The organism is Amycolatopsis sp. NPDC006131, from assembly GCF_040614175.1.
GTDB classification, from domain to species: domain Bacteria; phylum Actinomycetota; class Actinomycetes; order Mycobacteriales; family Pseudonocardiaceae; genus Amycolatopsis_E; species Amycolatopsis_E tucumanensis.
The window spans coordinates 1-25,012 of record NZ_JBEXTX010000045.1; the positions used below are offsets into that span (position 1 = coordinate 1).

Below are 25,012 nucleotides of genomic sequence, written 5' to 3' on the forward strand. Positions count from 1 at the left end.
CACGACGGTGCCGCCGCCGAACATCGCGCCGAAGGCGGCCCACTGGGCGGCGCCGAGCAGGCCCAGCAACGCCGCGCCGTAGGCGGCGCCGGCGAGCCAGCCCAGCAGCCCCACGCCCAGGGTCATCGCGAGCACGTTCAGCAGCACGATCAGGCCGCACGCCGCCAGGGCCTGTTCCTGGCCGGCGGCAACCGTGCCACGCTGGGTCTGGACGATCATGGTGATCGTGTCCCTTCGCCGGAGGTGTGCCCATGACACGTGCCGCACGGGCGTTCTGGTTCAACCCGCCGGGGCCGGGTGAGGTCCGGACGGCCCCGCTGCCGGAGCGCGGGCCGGACGAAGTCGAGGTCCGGACGCTGTTCTCGGGCGTCAGCCGGGGCACCGAGACGCTCGTCTTCCGCGGCGCGGTCCCGGCGAGCCAGCACGAGCTGATGCGCGCGCCGTTCCAGGAGGGCGGGTTCCCGGGGCCGGTGAAGTACGGCTACCTCAACGTCGGCGTGGTCGAGGACGGGCCGCCGGAGCTGACCGGGCGCACGGTGTTCACGCTCTACCCGCACCAGACCCGGTTCGTCGTCCCGGCCGGCGCGGTCACGCCGGTGCCGGACGCGGTGCCCGCGGGGCGGGCGATCCTGGCCGGCACCGTGGAGACGGCGGTGAACGCGCTGTGGGACGCCGCGCCGCTGCTCGGCGACCGGGTCGCCGTGGTCGGCGGCGGCATGGTCGGCTGCGCGGTCGCGGCGCTGCTGGCGCGCTTCCCGGCGGTGCGGGCGCAGCTGGTCGACGTGGACCCGGAGCGGGCCGCGGTGGCGGCGGCACTGGGCGTGGAGTTCGCCCTGCCCGGCGACGCCGCCGAGGGCTGCGACCTCGTGGTGCACACGAGCGGGACCGATGCCGGCCTGGCCAGGGCGCTGGAGCTGGTCGCGTCGGAGGGCGAGGTCGTCGAACTGAGCTGGTACGGCGACCGGCGGGTCAGCGTGCCGCTCGGCGAGTTCTTCCACTCGCGGCGGCTGACGATCCGCGGCAGCCAGGTCGGCATGGTGTCCCCGGCCCGGCGGTCGCGGCGCGGCTTCGGCGACCGGCTCGCGCTTGCGCTGGAGCTGCTCGCCGATCCCGTCTTCGACACCCTGATCACCGGGGAGTGCGCGTTCGAGGACCTGCCGTCGGTCATGCCGGGGCTGGCCTCGGGCGCGATCCCCGCGCTGTGCCACCGCGTCGTCTACCCGTAGGAGGGCCCTTGTTCAGCGTCACCGTCCGCGACCACGTGATGGTCGCCCACAGCTTCCGCGGCGAGGTGTTCGGCCCCGCCCAGCGCCTGCACGGGGCGACTTTCGTGGTGGACGCGACGTTCCGCCGCGCCGAACTGGACGCGGACAACATCGTCGTCGACATCGGGCTGGCGACCCAGCAGCTGGGCGCCGTGCTGGCCGACCTCAACTACCGCAACCTGGACGAGGTGCCGGAGTTCGCCGGGGTCAACACGTCCACGGAATTCCTGGCGAAGGTGATCGCCGACCGGCTCGCCGACCGCGTGCACTCGGGTGCGCTCGGCGAGGGCGCGCACGGGCTGGCGGGGATCTCGGTGACACTGCGCGAATCGCACGTGGCGTGGGCGAGCTACGACCGTGATCTTCATCCTGCCGGGTGACGTCGACGATCCGGAACTGCCCAGCGGCGGCAACGTCTACGACCGGCGGATCAGCCGCGAGCTGACCGCGCTGGGCAGGCCGGTGCGGGAGGTCGCGATCCCCGGGTCGTGGCCGCACCCGTCTGAGGCGGCGCGCGCCGCGCTGGACCGCGCGCTGGCGGCCGCCGAACGGGGGTCGCTGGTGGTGATCGACGGGCTCGTGGCGTGCGGGGTGCCGGACGTGGTGGTGCCGCACGCCGCGCGGCTGCGGCTGGTGGTGCTGGTGCACATGCCGCTGGCCGACGAGACCGGAGCGCACGCGGAGCTGGACGCCTTGGAACGCTCGACGTTGCGGGCGGCTTCGGCGGTGGTCACGCCCAGCGCGCGGACGGCCGCGCGGCTGGTGCGCCACCACGGGTTGCCCCGGGACCGGGTGCACGTGGTCACGCCCGGCACGGATCCCGCGCCGCTGTCGTCGGGTGAGGAACTGCTGTGCGTGGCGTCGCTGACCCCGCACAAGGGGCAGGACGTGCTGGTCGAGGCCCTGGCCGCGGTGGCGGACCTCGACTGGGTGTGCCGGCTGGTCGGGCCGGTGCACCGCTCCCCCGCGTTCGCCGCGCGGGTGCGGGACCTGGTGGCGCGGCACGGGCTGGCGGCGCGGGTGACGATCACCGGGCCGCTGACCGGGTCGGCGCTGGAGCAGGCGTACGCGCGGGCCGGGCTGCTGGTGCTGCCGTCGCGGTCGGAGACCTACGGGATGGTGGTGACGGAGGCGCTGGCACGCGGGATCCCGGTGCTGACGTCGGTGGAGACCGAGGCGCTCGGCCGGGCGGCGGACGGGTCGCCGCCCGGGATCGTGGTGCCGCCCGGCGACGTGGACGCGCTGGCCGGGGCCCTGCGCACCTGGCTGACCTCGACGGAAACGCGGTCGGCGCTGCGCCGGGCGGCCCGCTCCCGGCGTGACGGGTTGTTGCCGTGGGCGACCACCGCGCGGGTGATGGACCGGATCCTGGTTGAACCGGAACCGGGGGCGCGCCCGTGACAAGGGTGTGGCACACGACCGATGGGACGGCGCCGGACCCGGCGCACCCGGCAGCACGGACACGACCCGCTGCGCCCCGGACTGGCTGGCGCTGCGCGAACCCGCCGACGCGGCCGCGCGGGCGGCGGAACTGCTCACCCCGCTGCGGCGGTGGCTGGGCGACCGTCCCGCCCCGCTGGTCGTCCGCGACCTCGGTGCGGGCACCGGATCGATGGGCCGCTGGCTCGCGCCGCGGCTGGGCGTCCCGCAGCACTGGGTCCTGCACGACCGCGACCCCGGCCTGCTCGCGCGCGCCTCGGTCCGCGGGGCGACCTTCGAGACCCGCTGCGGCGAGCTCGACGGGCTGGACCTGACCGGCACCTCGCTGCTCACCGCCTCGGCGCTGCTGGACCTGCTGACACCGTCCGATGTCGACACGATCGCCGACGCGTGCGCCGCGGCGGGGTGCGCGGCGCTGCTGACGTTGTCGGTCGCCGGGCGGGTCGAGCTGACACCCGCGGACCCGCTCGACGCAGACCTCGCCGCGGCCTTCAACGCCCACCAGCGGCGCGGCGCGCTGCTCGGCCCGGACGCGATCGCGGTGGCGACGTGGGCGTTCGAGCGGCGCGGCGCGGTGGTGCACCGCGCCCCCAGCCCGTGGCGGCTCGGGCCGGAGCAGCGTGAGCTGACCGAACAGTGGTTCCGCGGCTGGGTCGCCGCCGCCCGGCTGCAGGAACCGTGGCTGGACACCGAGGCCTACACCCAGCGGCGGCTGGCCGCCTGCGCGGCGGGTGAGCTGGAGGTGGTCGTGCACCACACCGACCTGCTGGCGATCGGAGCCCGATGACGACCCGCGCCACCGGGAGGGCGGCTGTGGCGGTGGCTACGCCTGCCCGCGCCGACGACCGGAGCCCGATGACCAGCCCCACCCCCCGCGGCACGGCAGCCCGCCTCTGGCCGTGGCTCCGCCTGCTCGCCGCGGCCGGGATCCTCACCCTCGCTGGGAAGGTCGGCACCGCCGGATTGCCCGGACTCACCGACGCCCGATCGGCCAAACCCACCCCGGCGATCGGAGCCCAATGACCAGCCCCACCACCCGCGGCACGGCAGCCCGCCTCTGGCCTCGGCTGCGTCTGCTCGCCGCGGCCGGGATCCTCACCACCCCCGTCTGGAAGGCCGACACCGGCGCACCCAGACTCACCGACACCCGATCGGCCGTGCCCACACCAGCGATCGGAGCCCAATGACCACCCCCACCACCACCCGCGCAACGGCAGCCCGCCTCTGGCCGCGGCTCCGCCTGCTCGCCGCGGCCGGCATCCTCACCACCCTGGTCTGGAAGGTCGGCACCGGCGCATTCCTCACCGGGCTGCGGCTCATCGACACGGAATCGGTCGTGCTCGCGCTGGCGATCGGGCTGCTCACCACCGTCACCGCCGCCGGGCGGTGGGTCCTCGTCACGCGCGGCCTCGGCCTGCCGCTGCGGCTGCCGGCCGCGGTCGCCGCCTACTACCGCTCCACCCTGCTCAACTCGGTGCTGCCCGCCGGGGTCCTCGGCGACGTCGACCGCGCCGTCAGCCACGGCCGCGACTCCGGCGACGTGGGCCGCGGCGTCCGCGCCGTCGTGCTCGAACGGTTCGCCGGGCAGGCCGTGCTGCTCGTCGCCGGCGTCACCGCGCTCGCTCTCCACCCGGACCTGCTGCCCGGCCTGTCCACCGGCCCCGGGCTGCTCGTCCTGCTCGGCGCCGCGCTCGTGGTCGCCGGGCTGCTCGCCGCGAAACCGGCCTGGCGCGCCGCGGCCACCCGGACCCTCACCGACGTCCGGGCCCTGGTCGGCGGGCGCACCGCGGCGGGCATCGTGGCGCTGTCGGCGCTCACCATCGCCGGGCACGTCGCCCTGTTCCTCCTCGCCGCGCGGCTGGCCGGGGTGACCGCGCCGGTCACCACCCTCGTCCCGCTGATCGTCCTCGCGCTGGTCGTCATGGCGCTGCCGCTCAACGTCGGCGGCTGGGGGCCGCGCGAGGGGTTCACCGCGGTCGCGTTTTCAGCCACCGGCCTCGGCGCGGCCGCGGGCATCGCCACCGCCGTCGTCTACGGGGTGCTCTCGCTCGTCGCGGCGCTGCCCGGGGTCCTGGCGCTCAGGACCCGAGAAGGGGCAGGTGCGCCCGGAACGCGCGGGCCAGCGCGTCCAGCACCGCCCGGCCTTTCTCCGGCGAAGCCAGTGACGGATGACCGGCCACGCCAGATTCCGTGTAGGGGGCCAGTCCGAGCGAGAGGAGGTGGCGCAGATCGCCGGGTGGCGAGTCCGCCGTCTCGTAGCCCGGTCTGACCACCTCCGGGGCGGTGCAGAGCAGGATCGAGGTCTCCAGCTCTCCGGCGTGCATGTCCTCGTCGTTGGAGGTGCGCACGCCCGCCGCCACGCGCGCCTCCTGCCACTCGCCGTACGTGGGGAACAGGACCATCGAGCCGCCGGCCTGCTGCACGACGTTGGCCAGGACGTGGTTGCCGCCGTGCCCGTTGACCAGCACGAGCCTGCCGACGCCGGAAGCCCGCAGGGAGGCGGCGACGTCCTGGACCACCGCGACCAGCGTCGTGACCGAGATGCTCACCGTGCCCGGCCACGCGGCGTGCTCGTGCGAGCAGGACACCGTGACCGGCGGCAGCAGCCAGAAGCCGTGGTCGTGGGCGATCCGCGACGCGACCGCGCAGGCGATCAGGGTGTCGGTGGTCAGCGGCAGGTGCGGGCCGTGCTGTTCCAGGCTCCCGACGGGCAGCACCGCCACGGCGGCCCCGCGCACGTCGTCGGTGGTCTCCGGCGGCAGCGGATTCATCAGATCAGGTATACCGGGTAGGGCAAGTTCCCGGTCGACGACGAGGGGAACCCATGGAGATCGCCGAATCGACGCTGGTCACCCGGCGCGGCAAGTTCCGGAGCGTGGCGTTCCGCGACGGTGCCGAGCACCTCGCGCTCGCCCACGGCCGGCTGCGCCGCGACGACGTGCTGGTGCGGGTGCATTCGGAGTGCCTCACCGGCGACGTGTTCGGCGCGGTGCGCTGCGAGTGCGGCGAACAGCTGGACGCCGCGCTGGACGCGATCGTGCGCGAAGGCAGCGGAGTGCTGGTGTACCTGCGCGGGCACGAGGGACGCGGGATCGGGCTGGTGGCGAAGGTGCGCACACACGTGCTGCAGGACGAAGGGCTGGACACCGTCGACTCGGCCACCAGCCTCGGGCTGCCGGTCGACGTGCGCGACTACAGCCCGGCCGCGCGGGTGCTGCGCCACCTGGGCGTGCGGTCGGTGCGGCTGATGTCCAACAACCCGGACAAGATCGCGGCGCTGGAGTCGAACGGGATCCGCGTGTCGGCGCGGGTCCCGCTGCTGGCGCCGGCCAGCCCGGACAACATCCGGTACCTGACCGCCAAGCGCGACCGCCTCGGGCACGTCCTGCCGCAGGTGGACGCCTTCGACGTCGCGGAGCACTGACGTGGACCACCTGAGCCTGCTGCCCGTCGCCAGGGAGGCCGTCGCGATCGGGCGGCGCATCGTCACCTCGCGCGCGCCGCGGTCGGTGACCGCGAAGAGCGAACGCGACCTGGTGACCGACATCGACCTGGCGGTCGAGGATGCGGTGCGGGAGTTCCTCGCGCGGGAGACGCCGGACATCGGGCTCGTCGGCGAGGAGCACGGCGGCGAGCGGGGCGAGCTGTGGTGGGTGCTGGACCCGGTCGACGGCACCGCGAACTTCGCCCGCGGCATCCCGCTCACCGGGATCTCGCTGGCCCTGGTGTCCGGCGAGCGCAGCGTCGTGGCGGCGATCGACCTGCCGTTCCTGGACACGGTCTACACCGCGGTCGAGGACTACGGCGCCTTCGCCGGGGACACGCGGATCGGGGTGTCCGGGGCGACCACGCTGTCCGAGGCGATGGTGTCGCTGGGCGATTTCGCGGTGGGCGAGGACGCCGGGCCGAAGAACCGGCTGCGCCTGGCGTTGCTGGAGCAGCTGGGCGCGCGGGCGGAGCGGGTGCGTATGATCGGCACCGCCGCGGCCGACCTGGCGTGGGTCGCGCACGGCCGCCTGGACGCGACGATCATCCTGTCGAACCTGCCGTGGGACACGATGGCGGGCGTGCTGCTGGTGCGGGAGGCCGGCGGGCTGGTCCTGGACGCCGACGGCAGCGACCACACGGTGTCCTCGGCGTCGACGATCGCACTGGCGCCGGGGCTGCGGGACGTGGTGCTGGACCTGCTGTGCTGACGACGCGCCTGGACACCGGCCGGATCCGGGCCGCCCGCCGGGTGATCGACCCGGTGTTCCTCGATTCGCCGCTGTACCGCTGCGACGCCCTGGAACCCGTCCTCGGGTGCGCGGTGAGCGTCAAGCTCGAAACGGCCAACCCGGTGCGCTGCTTCAAGGGCCGCGCGACCGAGGTGATCGCTCACGCGCTCGGCTCGGGCGCGGTGGTGTGCGCGAGCGCGGGCAACCTCGGGCAGGCGCTGGCCTGGTCCGGCCGCCGCCGCGGGCTCGACGTCACCGTCGTGGCCGCGCGGTCCGCGCCCGTGGCGAAGCTCGACCGGATCCGGGCGCTGGGCGCGCGGCTGGAGCTGGTGGACGGCGACTTCGAGCGGGCGCGGGAGCGGGCGGCGGACATCGCGGGGCAGCACGGGATCCGGCTGGTGGAGGACAGCCTGGACCTCGAAACGTGCGAGGGCGCGGCGACGATCGGGCTGGAGCTGGTGGAGCAGGCGCCGTCGGCCGATGTCGTCCTGATCGCCCTGGGCGGCGGGGCGATGGCGACCGGGGTGGGACACGTGGTGAAGTCGCTCGCGCCCGGGGTGGAGGTGATCTGCGTGCAGCCGCTGGGCGCGCCCGCGATGACCCTGTCCTGGCGGCAGCGGCGGGTCGTGACGACGGAGTCGGCGGACACGATCGCCGACGGCGTCGCCGGGCGCTTCCCGATCCCGGAGGTGCTGGACGACCTGCTGCAGGTGGCCGACGAGGCGGTCCTGGTGCGCGAGGAGTCGATCACCACGGGGGATGCGGCTGCTGCTCGACCACGCCGGCCTGGTGGTGGAGCCGTCGGCGGCGCTCGGGGTGGCCGCGGTGCTGGAGAACCGGGACCGCTTCGCCGGGCGGCACGTGGTGACGATCATCTGCGGGAGCAACGTGGATCCGGATGCGTTTCGGCGCTGGACCAGTCGGTAGCCGCACTCGCGAGGGGCCCTGGCGGCCGCACGAGCTGCCCACCGGATGCACGGCACCGCTTCGCCAGGCGGCAGTGATCGCTCTCTGCGGGAGCAGCGTGTCGCCGGACACGCACCGGCTCGGGCCGGCGGACAGCCGCACCGGTCCGCGGCCTGCGCCGACCACCGTCACCGTCACGGTGAGGGGCGCTGGCCGGCGCACGAGCTGCCTACCGGATGCCGACCACGGGCAGCGCTTCGCCGGGCAGCAGTGACCGCAGGAGCAACGTGGCCCGGACGCCCGCCGGATCGCCACACCCGCGAGGGGTCCTGGCGGCCGCACGAGCTGCCCACTGGCTGTCGACCACGGGCCGTGCTTCGCCGGGCAGCAGTGACCACCCTCCGCGGGAGCAACCTGGCCCCGGACGCCCGCCGGGGCCGCCGGATCGCCACATCCGCGAAGGGCCCTGGCCGCCGCACGAGCTGCCCGCGGCCTGCCCGGCCACGGGCACCCCTTCCGCCGGGCGGGCACTGATCACCATCTGCGGAACCAACCTGGACCCGGACGCGCACCGGCGCCGGGCCGGCCGGTAGCCGCACCGGCCGGCCTCCCTGGCGCGACGCTGCGGTCCACCGGACTTCGGCACGGCCTCCTGATAGTCTCGCCAGGAATATTCTTCCGCGCGAGACGTTTTACCGGCCGAACACCAGATCAGCAGGAGGCTGTCATGCAGTTCGGGATCTTCTCCGTCAGCGACGTGACCACGGATCCGACGACCGGCGAAACTCCGGACGACACCCAGCGCGTGCGGTCGATGCTGACCATCGCCCAGCACGCCGACCAGGCCGGGCTCGACGTCTTCGCCACGGGCGAGCACCACAACCCGCCGTTCGTCGCGTCCTCCCCCACCACCATGCTCGGCTACCTGGCCGGCGTGACCAAGGACATCATCCTGTCCACCTCGACCACGCTGATCACCACCAACGACCCGGTGAAGATCGCCGAGGACTACGCCATGCTGCAGGTCATCTCGGGCGGCCGGATGGACCTGATGATGGGCCGCGGCAACACCGGCCCGGTCTACCCGTGGTTCGGCCAGGACATCCGCCAGGGCATCCCGCTGGCGATCGAGAACTACGCCCTGCTGCGCCGCCTCTGGGAGGAGGACGTGGTCGACTGGGAGGGCAACTTCCGCACTCCCCTGCGCGGCTTCACCGCCACCCCGCGCCCGCTCGACGGGGTCCCGCCGTTCGTCTGGCACGGCTCGATCCGCAGCCCGGAGATCGCCGAGCAGGCCGCCTACTACGGCGACGGCTTCTTCCACAACAACATCTTCTGGCCCATGTCGCACACGAAGCAGATGGTGCGCTTCTACCGCCAGCGCTTCGAGCACTACGGCCACGGCCCGGCCGACACCGCGATCGTCGGCCTCGGCGGGCAGGTCTTCATGCGCAAGAACTCGCAGGACGCGTGGAACGAGTTCCGCCCCTACTTCGACAACGCCCCGGTCTACGGCCACGGCCCGTCGATGGAGGACTTCACCGCGACGACCCCCCTGACGGTCGGCAGCCCGCAGCAGGTGATCGACCGGTACGCGAGCATGCGCGAGGACGTCGGCGACTACCAGCGCCAGCTGTTCCTCATCGACCACGCCGGCCTGCCGCTGAAGACGGTGCTGGAGCAGATCGACCTGCTCGCCGAGGAGGTCGTGCCGGTGCTGCGCAAGGAGATGGAAGCCAAGCGCCCCGAGCACGTGCCGGCGAACCCGCCCAGCCACGCCGAGCGGGTCGCCGCCGCGCAGGCCAAGGCCGCCGCGGACGAGACCGCCGCGACCACGGCCTGACCTCAGGCGCCGGAGTACTTCTGGCTCATCCCGAGGTCGACCGGCAGCGCGACGCCCGTGATGTAGCGGGCCTCGTCGCTGGCCAGGAACAGCACGGCGTTGGCCACGTCCTCGACGTCGAGGTAGGGCACCGGCCACATGTTGATGCGCGCGAGCGCGTCGGTGGTGTCGGCGAAGGTCGGGTTCTCCAGATCCGGCCGGTAGATCCGGGCGCTCGAGTCGTTCTCGATCATCGTCGTGCGGACGTTGGTCGGGTGCACCGAGTTGACCCGGATCCGGTGCGGCGTCAGCTCGTTGGCCAGCGTGCGCTGCAACCCGAGCACTCCGTGCTTGGCGGCGTTGTAGTGCGCGATGTTGGGGATGCCGCGCAAGCCGGCGGTGGAGCTGATCAGGATGATCGCTCCACCGCCGCCGCCGTCGATCAGGTGCGGGATCGCCGCCTTGGTGGTGTGCCAGACGCCCCCGAGGTTGATGTCGATCATCGTCTGCCACTCCGCGCCGGAGAGCTCCCACGACGGCTTGACCGCGTTGAGGATCCCGGCGTTGGCGACCACCACGTCGAGCCGCCCCAGCTCGGCCACCGCACCGGCCAGGCCCGCGTTCAGCGTGTCGAAGTCGCGCACGTCCGCCACGAACGACACGGCGCGGCGGCCCAGTTTCTCCACGCCCGCCACGGTTTCCGCGAGATCGTCCGGTGTGGACGCCGGGTAGGCGACGGTGTCCACCGGCGCCGCGAGATCGGTGACGATGACGTCGGCGCCCTCCTCGGCCAGCCGCAGGGCGTGCGCGCGGCCCTGCCCGCGGGCGGCGCCGGTGATCGCGACGACCTTGCCGTCCATGCGTCCCATCAGGACTGTCCCTTCAGCCACGGGTAGCGGTCGGTGTCCTGGCCCGCGTAGTCGGGGTCCAGGTAGATGAAGCAGCGCTGGATCTTGAAGTCGCGGATCTCGAACACGTCGCACCAGCGCCCGGCGCCCCACTCGGGCACGCCGGCCCGCCACGGGCCGTCCCGGTGCTCGCCGTGGCTGGTGCCCTCCACGACGAGCAGGTCGCCGCCGGAGAAGACCCAGGTGAACTCGGCGTAGTGGTGCTTGATGGATTTCAGCGTGCCGCCGACGTCGCCGAACAGCCTGCCGATCTCCTCCTTCCCGTCGGCCAGTCCCCACTTGGGGAAGCAGACCTGCGCGTCGTCGGCGAACAGGTCGAGGATGCTGCCGCCGGTCGAGGTGACGCTCCCGTTGTCGAAGGCCTTGAGGTACTCCAGCGCGACGGACTTGCGCTGCTCGTCGGTCATGGTCTGGGTGGTGACGGCCATGGATTGCTCCCGGTTCAGGCGGGCACGGCGGCCCGGTCGACGGCGGAGGCGGCGCGGTGGGCGAACGCCAGGATCGGGCCGAGCGTCGCGCCCCCGGCCCAATACGCGCGCCCGGAGGCGGACGCGACGCAGTTGCCGACCCCGAACAGGCCGGGGATCGGCTCGCCGAGGTCGTCCAGGACACGGCCGTCGGCGTCGGTGCGCGGCCCGCCCTTGGTGTCCAGCGTCCCGCCGGTGACCAGTGCGGCGTAGTAGGGGCCGGTGTCGCTGATCGGCCACATCGTGGGGTTGGCGCGGCCGGGTTCGTCCTTCACCGGGCCGTTGAACACCAGCTCGATCGGCGTCTCACCGCGCGCGAAGTCGGCGTCCTTTCCTGCCCGGGCGAAGCCGTTGAACCGCTCGATGGTGGCGGGCAGGTTCGCGGCGAAGTCATCGGCGAGGGTGAAGCCGCCGGTCCTGCCCGCGTTGGCGGCCAGCCGTTCGCGGATCCGTTCGGTCAGCTCCTCCAGCGTGTCCGCCCGGATCACGTGCGAATCGTCCGCACCGGGCGGGACGATGAGACGGCCGTACTCGTCGCTGGCGGAGTGGTCCTGGCTGCGCTGGTCCCAGATCTGCACCAGCACCAGGTTCGGGTAGCCGCCCTCGGCCGGGTCCCACTGGAAGAACGTCTGCGCGGCCTCGTTGTAGGGCATCTTCTCGTTGGCGACGCGGCGGCCGTGCCGGTCGACGAAGATCATCGAGTCGCCGGCCACCGAAAACATCCCGACCAGATCCGGTCTCCCGGAGCGCTCCAGCGGCACCGGGCACATCCAGGCGTAGTTCATGTTCCCGAGCTGCGCGCCCACCCCGGCGGCGATGCGCACGAAGTCGCCCTCGTTGGTCGAGGCGGCGCAGCCTCGGTAGGCGGGCACGCTCAGGTGGTTGCGGCGCAGTTCGTCGTCGTGTGTGAAGCCGCCGGTGGCGAACACGACGCCCTTGCGCGCCAGCACCCGCACCGTCCGCCCGCCTGCGGTGGTCGCCTCGACCCCGGCGACCCGGCCGCCGTCGAGGATCAGCCGCTGGACGCGGTGCCCGGTGCGCACGTCCACCCCGTCGCGCTCGGCCGCGGCGGACATCTGCCGCACCGCGCACACCCCGCCGTCGGACATCGACTCCCGCGCGTCCGCCGGCACCAGCACCCGCCCGGTCGGCGCCTTGTCCTCAGGCAGCTGCGACCAGTAGTCCGGCACGTCCGGGCAGTGCCGGTAGGTCAGGGCGCCGCGGTCGCGCAGCAGCTCGGCGGCCGGGGCGGCGCTGTCGTAGATGGCGCGGACCATGGACAGCTCCCACTCGCTCAGCCCGGCGTCCGCCCGGGCCGGGTCGTAGCGGGTGGGCTGGGACAGCCGCGCGACGTAGCGGAGGAAGTCCTCGAACCGGTCCTCGATGCCCAGGGCGCGCATCGCCTCGTTGTTGGGCACCCAGTACCAGAACGCCGCCTTCTTCGCCGTGCCGCCCAGCTCGGCCGCCTTCTCCAGCAGCACGACCTCGTTGCCGAGCCACCGGCTGAACAGGGCGGCGGGCAGGCCCGCGCCACCGCCGCCGACCACGACCACGTCGGCTTCGGCGTCGGCCGCCGAGCGGGCCGCCGGCCGGGCGCTTTCCCGTGGGGCTACCGAATCGTTCGTCATGCGCCCAGGATGGAAATCCGGCCCGTCGCGCGGTTGTCTCACTTTGAGACACCCCCGGCGGCCGCGCGCCCGGGCACACTGGGGCGGGAAGATCCGTGACCACAACGGAGTGACAGCGGATGGCGTATCAGATCGACACGCGGGACGGGCTCGCGCGGCTGCGCCGGGCTCGCGAGGAGTTCCTCACCGAGCGGCGACTGCCGGACGACCTGCCCGAGTGGCTGTCGGCGGCCTGGCGGCGGTCGTGGTTCACCGGCGCCGACGTGACGCGTGACCACGTGCCCGCGGTGCCGGTGGCGCCGGAGAGCCAGCTGGTGCGGGCCGCCACGCCGGTGCTGGCCGGCCTCGCCGAAGACCTGTCCGGGCTGCGCGCGGCGGTGGTGCTCAGCGACAGCCACGCGCGGATCGTGGGCTGCTGGGCCGGCGACGAGCCGATGCGGGCGCACCTGGAGCGCATCGACACCCGGCCCGGCGCGGACCTGTCCGAGAGCACCACCGGCGCCAACGGCATCAGCCACGTCCTGAGCACCCGCGAACCGGTCCTGATCGGCGGCCCGGAGCACCTGTTCGAGCTGTACCAGGACACGGTGTGCGCGGGCGCGCCGGTGACCGACCCGATCACCCGCCGGATCAGCGGCGCGATCGCCGTGGTGTGCGACCTGTCCGCGCCGCTGGCCGTGCTGGACGCCCTCGCGCGCACGGCGAGCCGCACCATCGAGCGGGAGCTGCTGCACGCCGCCCCGGCGCGCGAGCGGCGGCTGCTGGAGACCTACCTCGCCGCCGCGCCCGGCCGGGAGGCGGTCGCCGTGCTCGACGGGCGGACGCGCATCGTCAGCGACGCGGCAGCGGACCTGCTGAGCCCCCAGGACCTGGACACCCTGGAGTCGTACGCGGTCGAGGCGGCCCGGGACGGGCGGGCGCCGTCCGGCGAACTCACGCTCGGCGACCGGCTCACGGTCCGCCTCGCCCCCGCCGCGCCGGGCGGGCTGCTGGTCACCGTCACCGCGGCCCGCCCGCCCCGGCGACGAGCCGGGCCCGGCCTGTTCGCCGCCGCCGGGCTCGCGGGCAGCTCCCCGCCGTGGCGATCGCTGGAGCGGGCGCTCACGCGGGCCCGATCCCGGCCGGTGCTGCTGCTCGGCGAGCCGGGCGTGGGCAAGGCGAGCGTCGCGCGGGCGCTGCTGGGCGAACCGGTCGTCGTCGAGGCGGACGAGCCGGTGGAGGCGGTGGCGCAGGCGCTCGCGGGAGAAGCCGTGCTGGTGCGGCACCTGGAACGGCTCGATCCCGCCCGTGCCGGGCGGCTGGCGGACCTCCTCGCCGGCGAGCACGCGGCCCACGTGGTGGCGACGATGGTCCCTGGCCCCGCGCTGGCTCCGCTGCGGACGCGCTGGGCGCCGGCCGAGATCCGGGTGCCGAGCCTGCGTGAGCGCACGGCGGACATCCCGGAGCTGGCGAACCGCTTCGGGGCGCGGCTCACGCACGAGGCCCGGGCCGTGCTGCAGCGGCACGACTGGCCGGGCAACCTGGCCGAGCTGAAGGCCGTGATCAGCGGAGCCGCGGCCGAGGCAGGCGGCGGCACGATCGGCGCCCGCCACCTGCCCGGCCGCCTGCGCTCCTCCCCCACCCGGCCCCGGCTGAGCGAACTCGAGAAAGCCGAACGCGCCGCGGTCGCCGAAGCGCTGCGCACCGCGGACGGCAACCGCGTCCGGGCGGCCGCCCTGCTCGGCATCGGCCGCGCGACGCTTTACCGCAAGCTGAAGCGCTACGGGCTCGGCTGAACCGGAGGCACGTGGCGGCACGACCGGCGCCCGGCCGCCTGCGCTCCTCCCCCACCCGGCCCCGCCTGAGCCGGCGGCGCACCCACTGTCCGAACCGGACGGTCGGCGCGCACTCGCCCTGGCATCGGAACGGCAGGCTGTTCCGTCAAGGGTCTTTCGTCTCCTCCGGTGGGGACCGAGGCCCCGGGCCGGGAAGCGGCCGCCCGGTTACCATCGCCTGGGGAAGGGTTTCGTCATGTCCCACTGGGTTCCCGGCCTGCGGCAGATCAGGTCGTACCAGCGCCGCTGGCTGGCGAAGGATCTCGTGGCCGGCGTCGTCCTCACGACGCTGCTGGTGCCGCAGGGAATGGCGTACGCGGAGCTGGCCGGCCTGCCCGCGATCACCGGGCTGTACACGTCGATCCTGTGCCTGCTCGGGTACGCCGTGTTCGGGCCGTCGCGGATCCTCGTGCTGGGGCCGGATTCCTCCCTGGGGCCGATGATCGCCGCGACGATCCTGCCGCTCGCCGCGGCAGACGGCGACCCCGGGCGCGCCGTCGCGCTCGCCTCGATGCTCGCGATCCTCGTCGCCGCCATCATGATCGTCGCGTCGGTGGCCAAGCTGGGCTTCATCGCGGACCTCATCTCCAAGCCGACGATGATCGGTTACCTCAACGGCCTCGCACTGACCATCGTGGTGGGGCAGCTGCCGAAGCTGTGCGGGTTCAGCGTCGACGCCGACGGCCTCGTCGCCGAGATCGGCGCCGTGGCGCGGGGGATCTTCGGCGGCGAGGTCAACGGCGCCGCCGCCGCGGTCGGGATCTCCGGCGTCGCCGCGATCCTGCTGCTGCAGCGCTGGCTGCCCAAGATCCCCGCGGTGCTCGTCGTGGTGGTGCTGGCGATCGCCGCGGTCCCGCTGTTCGGCCTCGCCGCACGCGGCGTCGACCTGGTCGGTGTGCTGCCGCGGGGTTTCCCGCCGCTGTCCATTCCGGACATCGGCCTGTCCGACCTCGCTCCGCTGTTCGCCGGCGCGCTGGGCATCGCGCTGGTCTCGCTCGCCGACACGATCTCCACGGCGTCGGCGTTCGCCGCCCGCACCGGGCAGGAGGTCCACGGCAACCGGGAAATGGCGGGCATCGGCGTGGCGAACCTGGCGGCCGGGCTGTTCCAGGGTTTCCCGGTCAGCACCAGCGGATCGCGCACCGCGGTCGCCCAGCAGGCCGGCGCGCGGACCCAGCTGACCGGCGTCGTCGGCGCCGTCCTGATCACGATCATGATCCTGGTCGCGCCCGGCCTGTTCCGGAACCTGCCGCAACCGGTGCTCGCCGCGATCGTCATCACCGCGGCGTTGTCGCTCGCCGACCTCCGGGGGACCGCGCGGCTGTGGCGGCAACGCCGGACCGAGTTCCTCCTGTCGGCCGCGGCCCTCCTCGGCGTCGCGCTGCTGGGCGTGCTGCCCGGGATCGCGGTCGCGGTGGTGCTGTCCATCCTCAACGTGTTCCGGCACGCGTGGCTGCCGTACCAGACCGAACTGGGCAAGGCCGACGGGGTGCCCGGCTACCACGACGTCCGGTCCTACCCGGACGCGCGGCGGCCGGCCGGGCTGGTGATCTTCCGGTTCGACGCGCCGCTGATCTTCGCCAACGCCAAGACCTTCCGGGAAGCGGTGCGCCGGCTCGCGGCGCGCGACCCGGCGCCGCACTGGATCGTCGTCGCCGCCGAACCGATGACCGATGTGGACACCACGGCCGCGGACATGCTGCGGGACCTCGACGACGAGCTCAACGCGCGCGGCACGCACCTCGTGCTCGCCGAGCTGAAGGACCCGGTGCGGCGCAAGATCGACCGCTACGAGCTGACCCGCACGCTGGATCCGGACCACTTCTACCCCACCGTCTCCGCCGCCGTGGACGCGTTCCGCCGCCGCACCGGGAACGGCTGGGTCCCGGTCAGTGCAGGTGCAGCAGAACCAGGTTCTTCAACACGATCATGACCACCCCGAGCAGACCGGCCACGCACGTCGTCACCACCAGCTGGACCCCGCGCAGCCGCGCGGTCCGCGCCGCCGACCAGGCGTGGACCACCAGGAGGACCACCGCGGTCGCGAGCCCGACGTTGGCCGCCGTGAGCGGTGTGGCGCCGGCCAGCCGGGCCAGCAGGAGCGCGGCGAGCGGACCGTAGGACGCGGTCACCATCGGCCACGTCGCGCGCAACTCCGCCCGCACCTGGGCGCGGGTCGGCAGCCCGCCGCGGGAGGTCTGCTCCCCCACGATCTCCGCGAACTCCTCGGCGGACCAGTAGACCAGGAGCGTGACCACGACGGCGACCGCCAGTGCCGCGGTGGGCAGCTGCTCGCCCACCGCGGTCAGGATCGCCGCGGTGACGATCGCCCCGTAGATGCCGGCCGCGCGCCGTCTGCCCGCCGTCCGGACGGCGGTCCGGTCAGCCGGTCCGCCGATCACCGTCCACCTCCGCCCGCTGTCCGAACCGGACGGACAACAGCAGGTCCTCGGTGCGCCGGACCGCCGCGGCCCGCTCCGCGCCGTTGACGGCCAGCGCGCGCACGACGGGATCGTCCGGGCCGCGGCGCGCCCGCAGTTCCAGCAGCCGGGTGCGGTACGACACCGGCAGCCCGTCCGGGCTGGTGGTCAGATCGCAGTACCACAGGGCGTCCCGGACCGGTCCGCGTTCGTCCGGGAACTCCGCGAGCCGCCGCCCGAGACCGACCAGCGCGGCCACCGCGTCCGCGCCGGAATGGTGCGCGACGAGCGCGCACACGCGCAGCGGCACGCCGACACTGCGGAGGTAGCACGCGCCGTCGAGCTGGTGGAGGCCCACGCCCCCGACCGCGGCGGCGTACCCGATGTCGTGCAACCAGGCCGCGGCGACCAGCACCGGACGGTCGGCCGGCGCCAGCGCGAGCGCCGTGCCTTCGGCCTTGCGCCCGACTCCCTGGCTGTGCGCCCACCGCCGCGGCTGTTCGTCGGCGAGCAGACGGCCCGCCGTGACCCGCGCCCACCGGTCCAGCGGGATGGCGTCGCGGTACCCGGCCACCACGCCGGATCCAGGCCCCATCGACAGGCGAGACATCGCTACTCCTTCCGTCCGGCCGCCGCGCGGTGCGGCCACCGCGCGAACAGCGCCTCCCGGCGCCGGGATTCCGGCGGCCCGCGCTGCCCGGACCGCAGCAGCACGTCCGCCCAGCGGGCGCGTGGATCGAGGTCCACGAGCAGCGCCTTGGCCAGCAGGGTCATCGGGATCGCCAGGATCGCGCCGAGCGGCCCCAGCAGCCACGCCCAGAAGACCAGCGCCACGAACGTCACCGTCACCGACAATCCGACCGCGTCGCCGACGAACCGCGGCTGGATCAGCGACTGCAGCACGAAGTTGATGACGCCGTAGCAGACGATCACCAGCACCATCCGGCCGACGCCGCCGGTGAGCAGGCCGAGGATCGCGGGCGGGGCCAGCCCGATCAGGAACCCGACGTTCGGGATGTAGTTGGTGACGAACGACAGCAGCCCCCAGGTCAGCGCCAGCGGGATGCCGATCACCGCGAGCACCAGCGCGTCCAGGGCCGCCACGACGAGCCCGAACACCGTCGTGACCACGAGGTAGCGCCGGGTGCCGCGAGTGAACCCGCGCAGCGCGGCGCTCACGGACGGGCGGTCGGTGGCGATCGCGGCGATCCGCTGCCCCGCGCCACCCGCTTCGACGCTCAGGAACAGCAGCAACGCGAGCAGGAACACCAGGTTCGACACCAGTCCGGCGATGTCGGCGAGCAGGGCGGTCAGCAGGCCGGTGAGCCTGCCCAGGTCGAGGGATTCGGCGGCGGCGCGCAGCTGATTCGGTCCGATGCCGAGCCGGGACAGCCCCACCGAGGCGTCGCGGACGACCTCGGCGGCCTGCCCGGTGTACTGCGGCACCAGGCCCGCCAGCCGCGCGAGGGACACGACGATGCCCAGCGTCAGCAGCGCGAGGACCCCGTAGACCAGGATGACGAGCACGGTGGTGGTCAGCCACGCCGGCCACCCCCGGCGGCGGAGCCGGTCCTGCACCGGCGACACGGCGATCACGATCACCATCGCCGTGAACACCGGGCCGACCAGCCAGCCGGCGGCGCGGACCCCGGCGACGACCACGACCACCGCGGCCGCGCCGAGCAGCACCACCAGCGCCCGCGGCAGCAGATCGCGGGACGGCGCCAGACCGTCGGGCGACAGCCGCGGGTTCGGGGGCTCTTCCATCCGCGGGAGGCTAGAGCGGCGGCACCGGGTGCTGCTCATCCCGGCCGGGCGATCCGGCCCCCGGCGGAGCGGCGAGCCCGCCTGCTCCCGCACCGCCGTCACCGTCTCCGCCGTGCCCGCCCGGACCGCCGCGGCGGCTGTCCTCACCCGCCCCGGGTGAGCCGCCCGGCTGCTCCTGCGGGATGCGGCGGGTGAAGAAGAGCGCGACGACGGCGGCGAGCGCGAGCACCGCGATCGCGGCACGCAGACCCTGGACGCGGGCGTCCCGGTTGGACTCCACGATGCCGTCCGCCGTCGGGGCCGGAACCCCCGCCGCGGCCAGGTTCGCCTCCAGTGCCGCGTCCGAGACGAACGGCGCGCCACCGGCCAGCCGCACCTCCGCCTGCGCCGTCACCTGGGGCGGCACGGCCTGGTTGTCGCGGATGCCGTCGAGGAACGACGACGTGAGGACCGCGATGAGGACCGAGCCGGCGAGCGCGGTGCCCAGCGAGGCGCCGAGGTTGGTGAACGTGTTCTGCAGCCCGCCGACCTCGCTGCTGCGCTCGTCGGGCACCGCCGACACCGTGACACTGCCCAGCTGCGAGGCCAGCGCGCCGATGCCCAGCCCGGCCAGCAGCATCGGGACCGTGGTGACCTCCGGACCGGCGCCCGCGTCCAGTGCGGCGAAGAAGGCCACGAGCGCGACGAACAACGTCACCAGCCCGGCCCGCACGACCCGGCGCGGCGAGATGCGCGGCCACAGCTTCGGGATCCCGGCCGCCGCGGCCAGCAACGTCACCGACAGCGGCAGCAACCGCAACCCGGTCTCCACCGTGGACAGACCGAGCGAGATGGACAGGAACAGCGGGACGACGAAGAACAGCCCGGCCTGGATCAGGTACTGGCCGGAGAACACCATGAGGCCGGCCCGCAACCGCCGGTTGCCCAGCATCGCCGGGTCCACCAGCGGCTCCCGGCCGCGGGCGACCCGCCGCTGCTCCCACAGCAGGAACAACCACAGCACGACCCCGCCCGCCAGCACCAGCCACAGGACCAGGGACAGCCCGAGCACCGCCGGGGCGCCCGGACCCGGCAGGATCCAGCCCCACGTCCCCGACCGGAGCACGCCGAAGACCACCAGGCCCAGCCCGAGGGCGGACATCGCCGTCCCGGCGAAGTCGAGCGCCGGGCGTTCGCCGCGCCCGGGGTCGGCCATCCGGCGCGCCAGCACCAGGATGACGAGCACGATCAGCACCTCGCCGGCGAACACCCAGCGCCACGAGAAGTAGGTGGTCACCAGCCCGCCGACGAGCGGGCCGACGGCGACCGCGATCGCGCCGGCGGAGGCGACCAGCCCGTAGGCCCGCGGCCGTTGCGCCTGCTCGAAGTTCGACGCGACCAGCGCCACGATCGCCGGCATGATCAGCACGGCGCCGAGCCCCTCCAGCACCGACCAGCCCACGATGAGCACGCCCAGCCCGGGGGCGAGCGAGGTCGTGAGCGAGCCGCAGCCGTAGACCACGCACCCGATCGCGAACGCCCGCCGCCGCCCGATCAGCGCCCCGATCTTGCCCCCGGTGACCATCAGCATCGCCATCACCAGCGTGTACAGGGTGATCGCGGTCTGGATCCCGGTGACGGTCGTGCCCAGGTCGTTCGCGATGGTCGCGATCGACACGTTCATCACCGACGTGTCCAGGGTCATCAGGAACTGCCCGGTCGCGAGGGTGAGCAGCACCGTGCCGCCACGGCGCCGCGTCACAGCCGTCGTCCCCATCCGGCGACGGTAACCGGGCCACGGGCACGTGCGCTCACCCGTCGCAGGCGAAGAGCGGCGTGGCGCGAGGGCGCACTGTGGCCGGACGTTCCCGCGGATCGGAGGCGGCCATGGCGGATCAGGCGTACCTGCGCGACCAGGCTTACATGAATTCCCAGCGGGCCACCGGGCTCGGCAGGGTGACGGGGGAACGCGGCAGCGGGTGGTTGTTGTTCGGCGCCGTGATGGTGGTCCTGGCCGGGCTGTTCACCACGGTGATGGGCATCGTCGCGCTGGCCGCGGACGACCACTACGTCGTCGGCCCCGAGGGCACCCTGGTCGTCGACCTCACCGGCTGGGGCTGGATCCACCTCGTGGTCGGCGTGCTCGCGGTCGCGACCGGCGTCGCGCTCGGGTTCGGGGCGATGTGGGCCCGCGTGGTGGCGGTGCTGCTGGTCGGGTTCAACGCGCTGTCGCACCTGGCGTTCCTCAACGTCGCGCCGGTGCAGTCCACCATCGTCATCGCCATCGACGTGCTCGTGATCTGGGCGGTCGTCGCGCACGGCCGGGAGTGAGGACCACCGCCGCGCGCGCGGGGTTCGCCTCGGCGGCGGGCCGGTTCCCCGCGGTCCGGCTGACCGGGCGGGTGCTCCGGCGGGACCTGGAGATCGCCGGCCCGCTGCTGGCCGCCGCGCTGGCCTTCCGGATCTTCGTGTGGCTGCTGCCGTGTGTCCTGATCCTCGTCGCGCTCCTCGGGTTCTGGTGGTCCGGGACGACCCTGCGCGAGCTGGTGCGGACCACCGGGCTCAGCCCGCTCACCGCGAGCCTGCTGGAGAACGTGGGGCGGCAGGCCGAACAGAGCAGGCTGTTCGCGCTCGGGGTGGGCATCGGCTCGCTCGCGGTCGCGTCGTTCACGCTCGGGCGGGCGCTGGACGGCGTCGCGAACCGGGTCCGCCCGGGGACCTGCCCGCGCGACTTCACCGCACTGGCCAGGGCTGGCCGCTACACCGCCGCCCTGCTCGGGGTCGTGGTGGCCTGCCTCGGCGGGCCACTCCTGGAATCCGCCCTGCAGATCCCCGCGGCGGTGATGTCGCTGGTGATGGCTGCCGTGTTCACCCTGCTGGGGCTGCCGTTGCTGCGCGCCGGGCAATCCCGGCCGCACCGCGCGTTCCTGCCCGGGGCCGTCCTGCTCGGCCTCGGGCTGGAAGGCCTGCGCGCGGTCGCCGTCCACTTCCTGCCGGGCAAGTTGTCCCGCGCCTCCGAGCTGTACGGGACGCTCGGGGTGGCCGCCGCCGTGCTCGTCTGGCTCATGCTGATGGCCCGCTTCGTCGTGCTGGCCCACGTGCTCAACCTCCTGCTGTCCGAGCAGGAGGACCGACTGCCGAGGAGTTCCGATGACAGCGCGTCCTGACGGCGCCCCGAAGGCGCCGCCGTCCAAGAAGGTTCCCGTCAAGCTGATCGCCGCGGCGGTGCTGGTGGCGCTCGGCCTGACGTTCGTTCTGCAGAACCGCCAGACCGTGGACATCCGCGTGTTCACCACGACGATCACCGGGCCGCTGTGGGCGGCGCTGGCGGGTGTCCTCGTGCTCGGCCTGCTCGCCGGGCTCCTGCTTGGCCGCGGCGCTCACCGCGCTAAGCGAGGGCAGCGTCCAGGGTGAGGGCCGCGTCGATCAGCGCGAGGTGCGTGAAGGCCTGCGGGAAGTTCCCGATCTGCTCGCCGGTCAGCGCGATCTCCTCGGAGAACAGGCCGAGGTGGTTGGCGTAGGTGAGCATCTTCTCGAACGCGCCGCGGGCCTCCCGCACCCGCCCGGCCCGCGCCAGCGCGTCCACCCAGGCGAAGGTGCACAGCGAGAAGGTGCCCTCCGAGCCCCGCAGCCCGTCCGGCGAGGCGGCCGGGTCGTAGCGGTAGACCAGGCTGTCGGTGACCAGCTCGTCCGCCATCGCGTCCAGTGTGGACAGCCACTGCGGATCACGCCCGGCGATGAACCCCAGCCGCGGCATGCGCAGCAGCGAGGAGTCGAGCACATCGGTGTCGTAATGCTGGACGAACGCGCGCCGCCCCGGGTGCCACCCGCGGTCGTGGACCTCCTCGTAGATGCGGTCGCGTTCCGCCGCCCACCGCTGCTGGTCGGCAGGCCTGCCGTGCTCGGCGGCGAGCCGGATGCCGCGGTCCAGCGCGACCCAGCACATCAGCCTGCCGTAGGTGAACGGGCGCCGCCCGCCACGGGTCTCCCAGATGCCCTCCTCCGGCTGGTCCCAGTTGGCGCACACCCAGTCGAGCACGTCGCGCACGGCCCGCCAGCCCTGGTGCGGGATCGGCAGCCCGGCCCGGTCGCCGGCGAACAGGCTGTCCATCGCCTCGCCGTAGATGTCCAGCTGCAGCTGTTCGGCGGCGCCGTTGCCGATCCGGACCGGACGCGAACCCCGGTACCCCGACCAGTGGTCCAGCACGTCCTCCTTGAGATCGCTGGAACCGTCGACCCGGTACATGATGTTCAGCGGCCCGGACGACCCGCCCGCCCGTTCGCGCACGCGGTCGCCGAGCCAGCGGCCGAACCGCTCCGCCTCGCCGTCGAACCCCAGTCCCAGCAACGCCGACACCGAGAACGACGCGTCACGCACCCAGGTGTAGCGGTAGTCCCAGTTGCGCTCGCCGCCCACCTGCTCGGGCAGCCCCGCGGTGGGCGCGGCGACGATCCCGCCGGTCGGCGCGTAGGTGAGCAGCTTCAGCGTGATCGCCGACCGCTCCACCGCCTCGCGCCACCGGCCGCGGTAGGACGAACCGGCGAGCCAGTTCTGCCAGAACGCGGTCGTCTCCTCGAACAGCCGCCGGACCTCCGCCACCCGGATCTCCCGCGGCGGCCCGTCCGCGTCCGCTTCGAGCACGACGCCGCGGACCTGCCCGGCGGACAGCTCGACCGACATCTCCAGGTCCTGGCCCGCGTGCCGGACTTCGGCGAGCCGCTCGTCGCCGGGTTCCCGCACCGGGTGGACGGTGAGCACCGTCGAACCGCCGTCGAGCACCGCGCCCGCACCGGCCAGTTCCGTCCGATGTGGACGGCGGCCGTAGTCGAACCGCGGCGCCAGCTCGACCTCGAACCGCATCCGGCCGCGCACGCACCGGATCAGCCGCACGATCCGGTGGTTGCCGGTCGCGTGCTCCCCGGCGGGCGGCATGAAGTCGACGACTTCGCCGCCCCCTTCCGCGGTGAAGAACCGCGTGATCAGCACCGCGCTGTCCGGGTAGTACACCTGGCGGCTGGTGAAATCGCCCGCCGGCCGCACCCGGAAGCGGCCGCCGCGCTCGTCGTCGAGCAGCGCGCCGAACACGCTCGGCGAGTCGAAGCGCGGAGAGCAGAACCAGTCGATCGACCCGTCCGTCGTCACCAGTGCGACCGTGTGCAGGTCACCGATCATCCCGTGCTCGGAGATCGCGGTCTCGGTCATCGTCTCCTCCGGTTTTCTCAGTCCGGTCGCGGCCGTGCCGCACGGCGGTGAGGATCACCCGCAGGCCGAGGCCAAGCAGGAGCAGGTCACCGAGCATCTGCACGGTGACCAGGATCCGCGCCGGCTCCGCGACCGGGGTGATGTCGCCGAAGCCCACCGTGGCGAACACCGTCACCACGAAGTAGAGGGCGTCGGTCTTGCCGAGGGCGCCGGTGAAACTGCCCGGCCGCACCTCCTCGATGCTGTGGTAGGCCCCGGCGAACAGGAGCAGGAACAACGGGACCACCAGTGCCAGCGCCTGCACACCCTGCAGGAGCGGGTACGGCGACCGCAGGATCGCGCGGACCTCCCACACGACCACCGCCGTCACCACCAGCAGTCCGGCCGCCAGGAACACCGCGCCGCCGCCGCGCACCCGGTCCCCCAGCGGGAGCACGTAGTACGCGGTGACCAGCAGCGCGACGGTCAGCGAGGGGCGGAGCACACCGAGGACGAACAACCGCCCCCGGTGCGCCCGTACCCGCTCCCCCACACCGGGCGCCATCCCGGACCGCCCCGGTCATCCGGACGCCGGTCTCATCGGGCCAGTGCCTTCGCCTTGAGGTCCTGGTACTCCCTGTCGTCGATGGCCCCGCTGTCCAGCAGTTTCTTGGCCTCGGCGATCTGGCTCGCCGCGCCGTTCCCGCCGCCGCCGTGGGCGACGTCGCGGACGTAGTCGTCGAACTGGTTCTGCGCGGCGACCGCTTCGGCCCGCCTGCGCTCGCCCATGTGCCTGCCCTGCGCGACGAGGTAGATCAGCACCCCGAGGAAGGGCAGCACCAGCACGAGCACGGTCCAGCCCGCCTTGCCCCACCCGGAGACGTCCGAGCGCCGGAAGAGGTCGCCGAAGATGACGACGAGGAGCCAGAACCAGATCACCCAGCCGAAGAACACCAGCATGGTCCAGATCAGGTCCAGGAACGGGTACTCCGATTGTGCCAGTGTCATGACGCCTCCGTTGCTCGACACCCGCCGGGGATCACGCGCCGCGGGCGGCGCATCCCCCGGGGCCGGCGTCCCGTCGGCTTCCCCGGGCGCGCCGCCCGCACGTGGTGCCCGCGCCTCGATGCGCACGTCCCGCGCGTGGTCACCCCGGCAGCGTCACTCCGGGTGACCGGTGCGGCATCACCCGGCCGG

25 protein-coding genes and 2 pseudogenes are annotated in these 25,012 nt (G+C 73.8%); 15 read left to right on the plus strand and 12 right to left on the minus strand.

The window, feature by feature from the left end:
- A pseudogene (locus tag ABZ215_RS22690) lies at window positions 1–219 on the minus strand (hypothetical protein); the annotation flags it as partial.
- 32 nt (window positions 220–251) lie between these two features.
- Here ABZ215_RS22690 and ABZ215_RS22695 point away from each other — a divergent pair.
- From ABZ215_RS22695 to ABZ215_RS22720, 6 genes and pseudogenes are all read left to right on the plus strand, one after another.
- Window positions 252–1,226 carry a zinc-binding alcohol dehydrogenase gene (locus tag ABZ215_RS22695; RefSeq protein WP_354951370.1) on the plus strand — a complete coding sequence of 325 codons (975 nt, stop codon included), beginning with the start codon at window positions 252–254 and terminating at the stop codon, window positions 1,224–1,226.
- A gap of 8 nt (window positions 1,227–1,234) precedes the next feature.
- Complete coding sequence (locus ABZ215_RS22700) at window positions 1,235–1,645, plus strand: 6-carboxytetrahydropterin synthase (RefSeq protein ID WP_020419897.1); 411 nt, start codon at window positions 1,235–1,237, stop codon at window positions 1,643–1,645.
- Complete coding sequence (locus ABZ215_RS22705; protein WP_354951372.1) at window positions 1,623–2,666, plus strand: glycosyltransferase family 4 protein; 1,044 nt, start codon at window positions 1,623–1,625, stop codon at window positions 2,664–2,666. The genes ABZ215_RS22700 and ABZ215_RS22705 overlap by 23 nt, the downstream gene beginning before the upstream one ends.
- 7 nt (window positions 2,667–2,673) lie before the next feature.
- A complete protein-coding gene (locus ABZ215_RS22710; RefSeq protein WP_354951374.1) occupies window positions 2,674–3,492 on the plus strand; it encodes an SAM-dependent methyltransferase in 819 nt (272 codons plus the stop codon).
- Between the two features lie 68 nt (window positions 3,493–3,560).
- Window positions 3,561–3,728 (plus strand): hypothetical protein, encoded by a 168-nt coding sequence (locus ABZ215_RS22715; RefSeq protein ID WP_354951376.1) that lies wholly within the window; start codon window positions 3,561–3,563, stop codon window positions 3,726–3,728.
- 160 nt (window positions 3,729–3,888) lie between these two features.
- Window positions 3,889–4,713, plus strand: a pseudogene (locus tag ABZ215_RS22720) (lysylphosphatidylglycerol synthase transmembrane domain-containing protein); the annotation flags it as partial.
- Window positions 4,714–4,783: 70 nt separating this feature from the next.
- Here ABZ215_RS22720 and ABZ215_RS22725 read toward each other — a convergent pair.
- On the minus strand, window positions 4,784–5,476 hold the full coding sequence (locus ABZ215_RS22725) for a creatininase family protein (protein WP_354951378.1): 693 nt from the start codon (window positions 5,474–5,476) through the stop codon (window positions 4,784–4,786).
- Window positions 5,477–5,529: 53 nt separating this feature from the next.
- On the opposite strand from ABZ215_RS22725, the gene ABZ215_RS22730 reads away from it, so the two are divergent.
- The 4 genes from ABZ215_RS22730 to ABZ215_RS22745 all read left to right on the plus strand — a co-directional run bounded on the left by ABZ215_RS22730 (window position 5,530) and on the right by ABZ215_RS22745 (window position 9,671).
- On the plus strand, window positions 5,530–6,129 hold the full coding sequence (locus ABZ215_RS22730; protein WP_027929606.1) for a GTP cyclohydrolase II: 600 nt from the start codon (window positions 5,530–5,532) through the stop codon (window positions 6,127–6,129).
- A gap of 1 nt (window position 6,130) precedes the next feature.
- Window positions 6,131–6,901 (plus strand): inositol monophosphatase family protein, encoded by a 771-nt coding sequence (locus ABZ215_RS22735; RefSeq protein ID WP_354710225.1) that lies wholly within the window; start codon window positions 6,131–6,133, stop codon window positions 6,899–6,901.
- Complete coding sequence (locus tag ABZ215_RS22740) at window positions 6,895–7,926, plus strand: pyridoxal-phosphate dependent enzyme (protein ID WP_354951380.1); 1,032 nt, start codon at window positions 6,895–6,897, stop codon at window positions 7,924–7,926. Before ABZ215_RS22735 ends, ABZ215_RS22740 begins: the two co-directional genes overlap by 7 nt.
- Window positions 7,927–8,555: 629 nt before the next feature.
- Window positions 8,556–9,671, plus strand: a complete 1,116-nt coding sequence (locus ABZ215_RS22745) for an LLM class flavin-dependent oxidoreductase (RefSeq protein ID WP_020420088.1) — start codon at window positions 8,556–8,558, stop codon at window positions 9,669–9,671.
- Between the two features lie 2 nt (window positions 9,672–9,673).
- On the opposite strand, the gene ABZ215_RS22750 is transcribed toward ABZ215_RS22745, so the two are convergent.
- The 3 genes from ABZ215_RS22750 to ABZ215_RS22760 are packed head-to-tail and all read right to left on the minus strand — an operon-like array spanning window position 9,674 to window position 12,653.
- Complete coding sequence (locus tag ABZ215_RS22750; RefSeq protein ID WP_354710223.1) at window positions 9,674–10,519, minus strand: mycofactocin-coupled SDR family oxidoreductase; 846 nt, start codon at window positions 10,517–10,519, stop codon at window positions 9,674–9,676.
- Entirely contained in the window at window positions 10,519–10,986 is a 468-nt protein-coding gene (locus ABZ215_RS22755) for a nuclear transport factor 2 family protein (protein ID WP_354951382.1), read from the minus strand. Before ABZ215_RS22755 ends, ABZ215_RS22750 begins: the two co-directional genes overlap by 1 nt.
- Before the next feature lie 14 nt (window positions 10,987–11,000).
- Window positions 11,001–12,653 (minus strand): FAD-dependent oxidoreductase, encoded by a 1,653-nt coding sequence (locus ABZ215_RS22760; RefSeq protein WP_354951384.1) that lies wholly within the window; start codon window positions 12,651–12,653, stop codon window positions 11,001–11,003.
- Between the two features lie 119 nt (window positions 12,654–12,772).
- On the opposite strand from ABZ215_RS22760, the gene ABZ215_RS22765 reads away from it, so the two are divergent.
- Together ABZ215_RS22765 and sulP are read left to right on the plus strand one after the other, a co-directional pair.
- Window positions 12,773–14,428 (plus strand): helix-turn-helix domain-containing protein, encoded by a 1,656-nt coding sequence (locus tag ABZ215_RS22765; protein ID WP_354951386.1) that lies wholly within the window; start codon window positions 12,773–12,775, stop codon window positions 14,426–14,428.
- A 235-nt stretch (window positions 14,429–14,663) separates the two neighbouring features.
- Entirely contained in the window at window positions 14,664–16,400 is a 1,737-nt protein-coding gene (gene sulP, locus ABZ215_RS22770) for a sulfate permease (RefSeq protein WP_354710219.1), read from the plus strand.
- Here sulP and ABZ215_RS22775 read toward each other — a convergent pair.
- From ABZ215_RS22775 to ABZ215_RS22790, 4 genes are read right to left on the minus strand one after another with little or no spacing between them, the layout of a single operon-like run.
- On the minus strand, window positions 16,357–16,869 hold the full coding sequence (locus ABZ215_RS22775) for a hypothetical protein (RefSeq protein WP_354951388.1): 513 nt from the start codon (window positions 16,867–16,869) through the stop codon (window positions 16,357–16,359). The genes sulP and ABZ215_RS22775 overlap by 44 nt on opposite strands.
- A complete protein-coding gene (locus tag ABZ215_RS22780; RefSeq protein WP_354951390.1) occupies window positions 16,850–17,497 on the minus strand; it encodes an HD domain-containing protein in 648 nt (215 codons plus the stop codon). The genes ABZ215_RS22775 and ABZ215_RS22780 overlap by 20 nt, the downstream gene beginning before the upstream one ends.
- A gap of 2 nt (window positions 17,498–17,499) precedes the next feature.
- Entirely contained in the window at window positions 17,500–18,654 is a 1,155-nt protein-coding gene (locus ABZ215_RS22785) for an AI-2E family transporter (RefSeq protein WP_354951392.1), read from the minus strand.
- A 10-nt stretch (window positions 18,655–18,664) separates the two neighbouring features.
- A complete protein-coding gene (locus ABZ215_RS22790) occupies window positions 18,665–20,410 on the minus strand; it encodes an MFS transporter (RefSeq protein ID WP_051123588.1) in 1,746 nt (581 codons plus the stop codon).
- 110 nt (window positions 20,411–20,520) lie between these two features.
- Here ABZ215_RS22790 and ABZ215_RS22795 point away from each other — a divergent pair, with 110 nt between their 5' ends.
- Genes ABZ215_RS22795 through ABZ215_RS22805 form a run of 3 tightly spaced genes read left to right on the plus strand, consistent with a single transcriptional unit; the run spans window position 20,521 to window position 22,047 of the window.
- On the plus strand, window positions 20,521–20,964 hold the full coding sequence (locus tag ABZ215_RS22795; protein ID WP_020420098.1) for a hypothetical protein: 444 nt from the start codon (window positions 20,521–20,523) through the stop codon (window positions 20,962–20,964).
- Window positions 20,961–21,800 carry a YhjD/YihY/BrkB family envelope integrity protein gene (locus tag ABZ215_RS22800; RefSeq protein WP_354951394.1) on the plus strand — a complete coding sequence of 280 codons (840 nt, stop codon included), beginning with the start codon at window positions 20,961–20,963 and terminating at the stop codon, window positions 21,798–21,800. Before ABZ215_RS22795 ends, ABZ215_RS22800 begins: the two co-directional genes overlap by 4 nt.
- Window positions 21,784–22,047, plus strand: a complete 264-nt coding sequence (locus ABZ215_RS22805; protein WP_020420100.1) for a lipopolysaccharide assembly protein LapA domain-containing protein — start codon at window positions 21,784–21,786, stop codon at window positions 22,045–22,047. Before ABZ215_RS22800 ends, ABZ215_RS22805 begins: the two co-directional genes overlap by 17 nt.
- Here the strand turns inward: ABZ215_RS22805 and ABZ215_RS22810 are convergent.
- From ABZ215_RS22810 to ABZ215_RS22820, 3 genes are read right to left on the minus strand one after another with little or no spacing between them, the layout of a single operon-like run.
- The gene (locus ABZ215_RS22810; RefSeq protein ID WP_354951396.1) at window positions 22,022–23,836 is read right to left on the minus strand and encodes a glycoside hydrolase family 15 protein; all 1,815 of its coding nucleotides are present in this window, start codon (window positions 23,834–23,836) and stop codon (window positions 22,022–22,024) included. The genes ABZ215_RS22805 and ABZ215_RS22810 overlap by 26 nt on opposite strands.
- Window positions 23,796–24,380, minus strand: coding sequence for a potassium channel family protein (locus ABZ215_RS22815; RefSeq protein WP_020420102.1), 585 nt, complete (start codon window positions 24,378–24,380; stop codon window positions 23,796–23,798). Before ABZ215_RS22815 ends, ABZ215_RS22810 begins: the two co-directional genes overlap by 41 nt.
- Before the next feature lie 32 nt (window positions 24,381–24,412).
- Complete coding sequence (locus ABZ215_RS22820) at window positions 24,413–24,823, minus strand: SHOCT domain-containing protein (protein WP_020420103.1); 411 nt, start codon at window positions 24,821–24,823, stop codon at window positions 24,413–24,415.
- Window positions 24,824–25,012 lie beyond the last annotated feature (189 nt).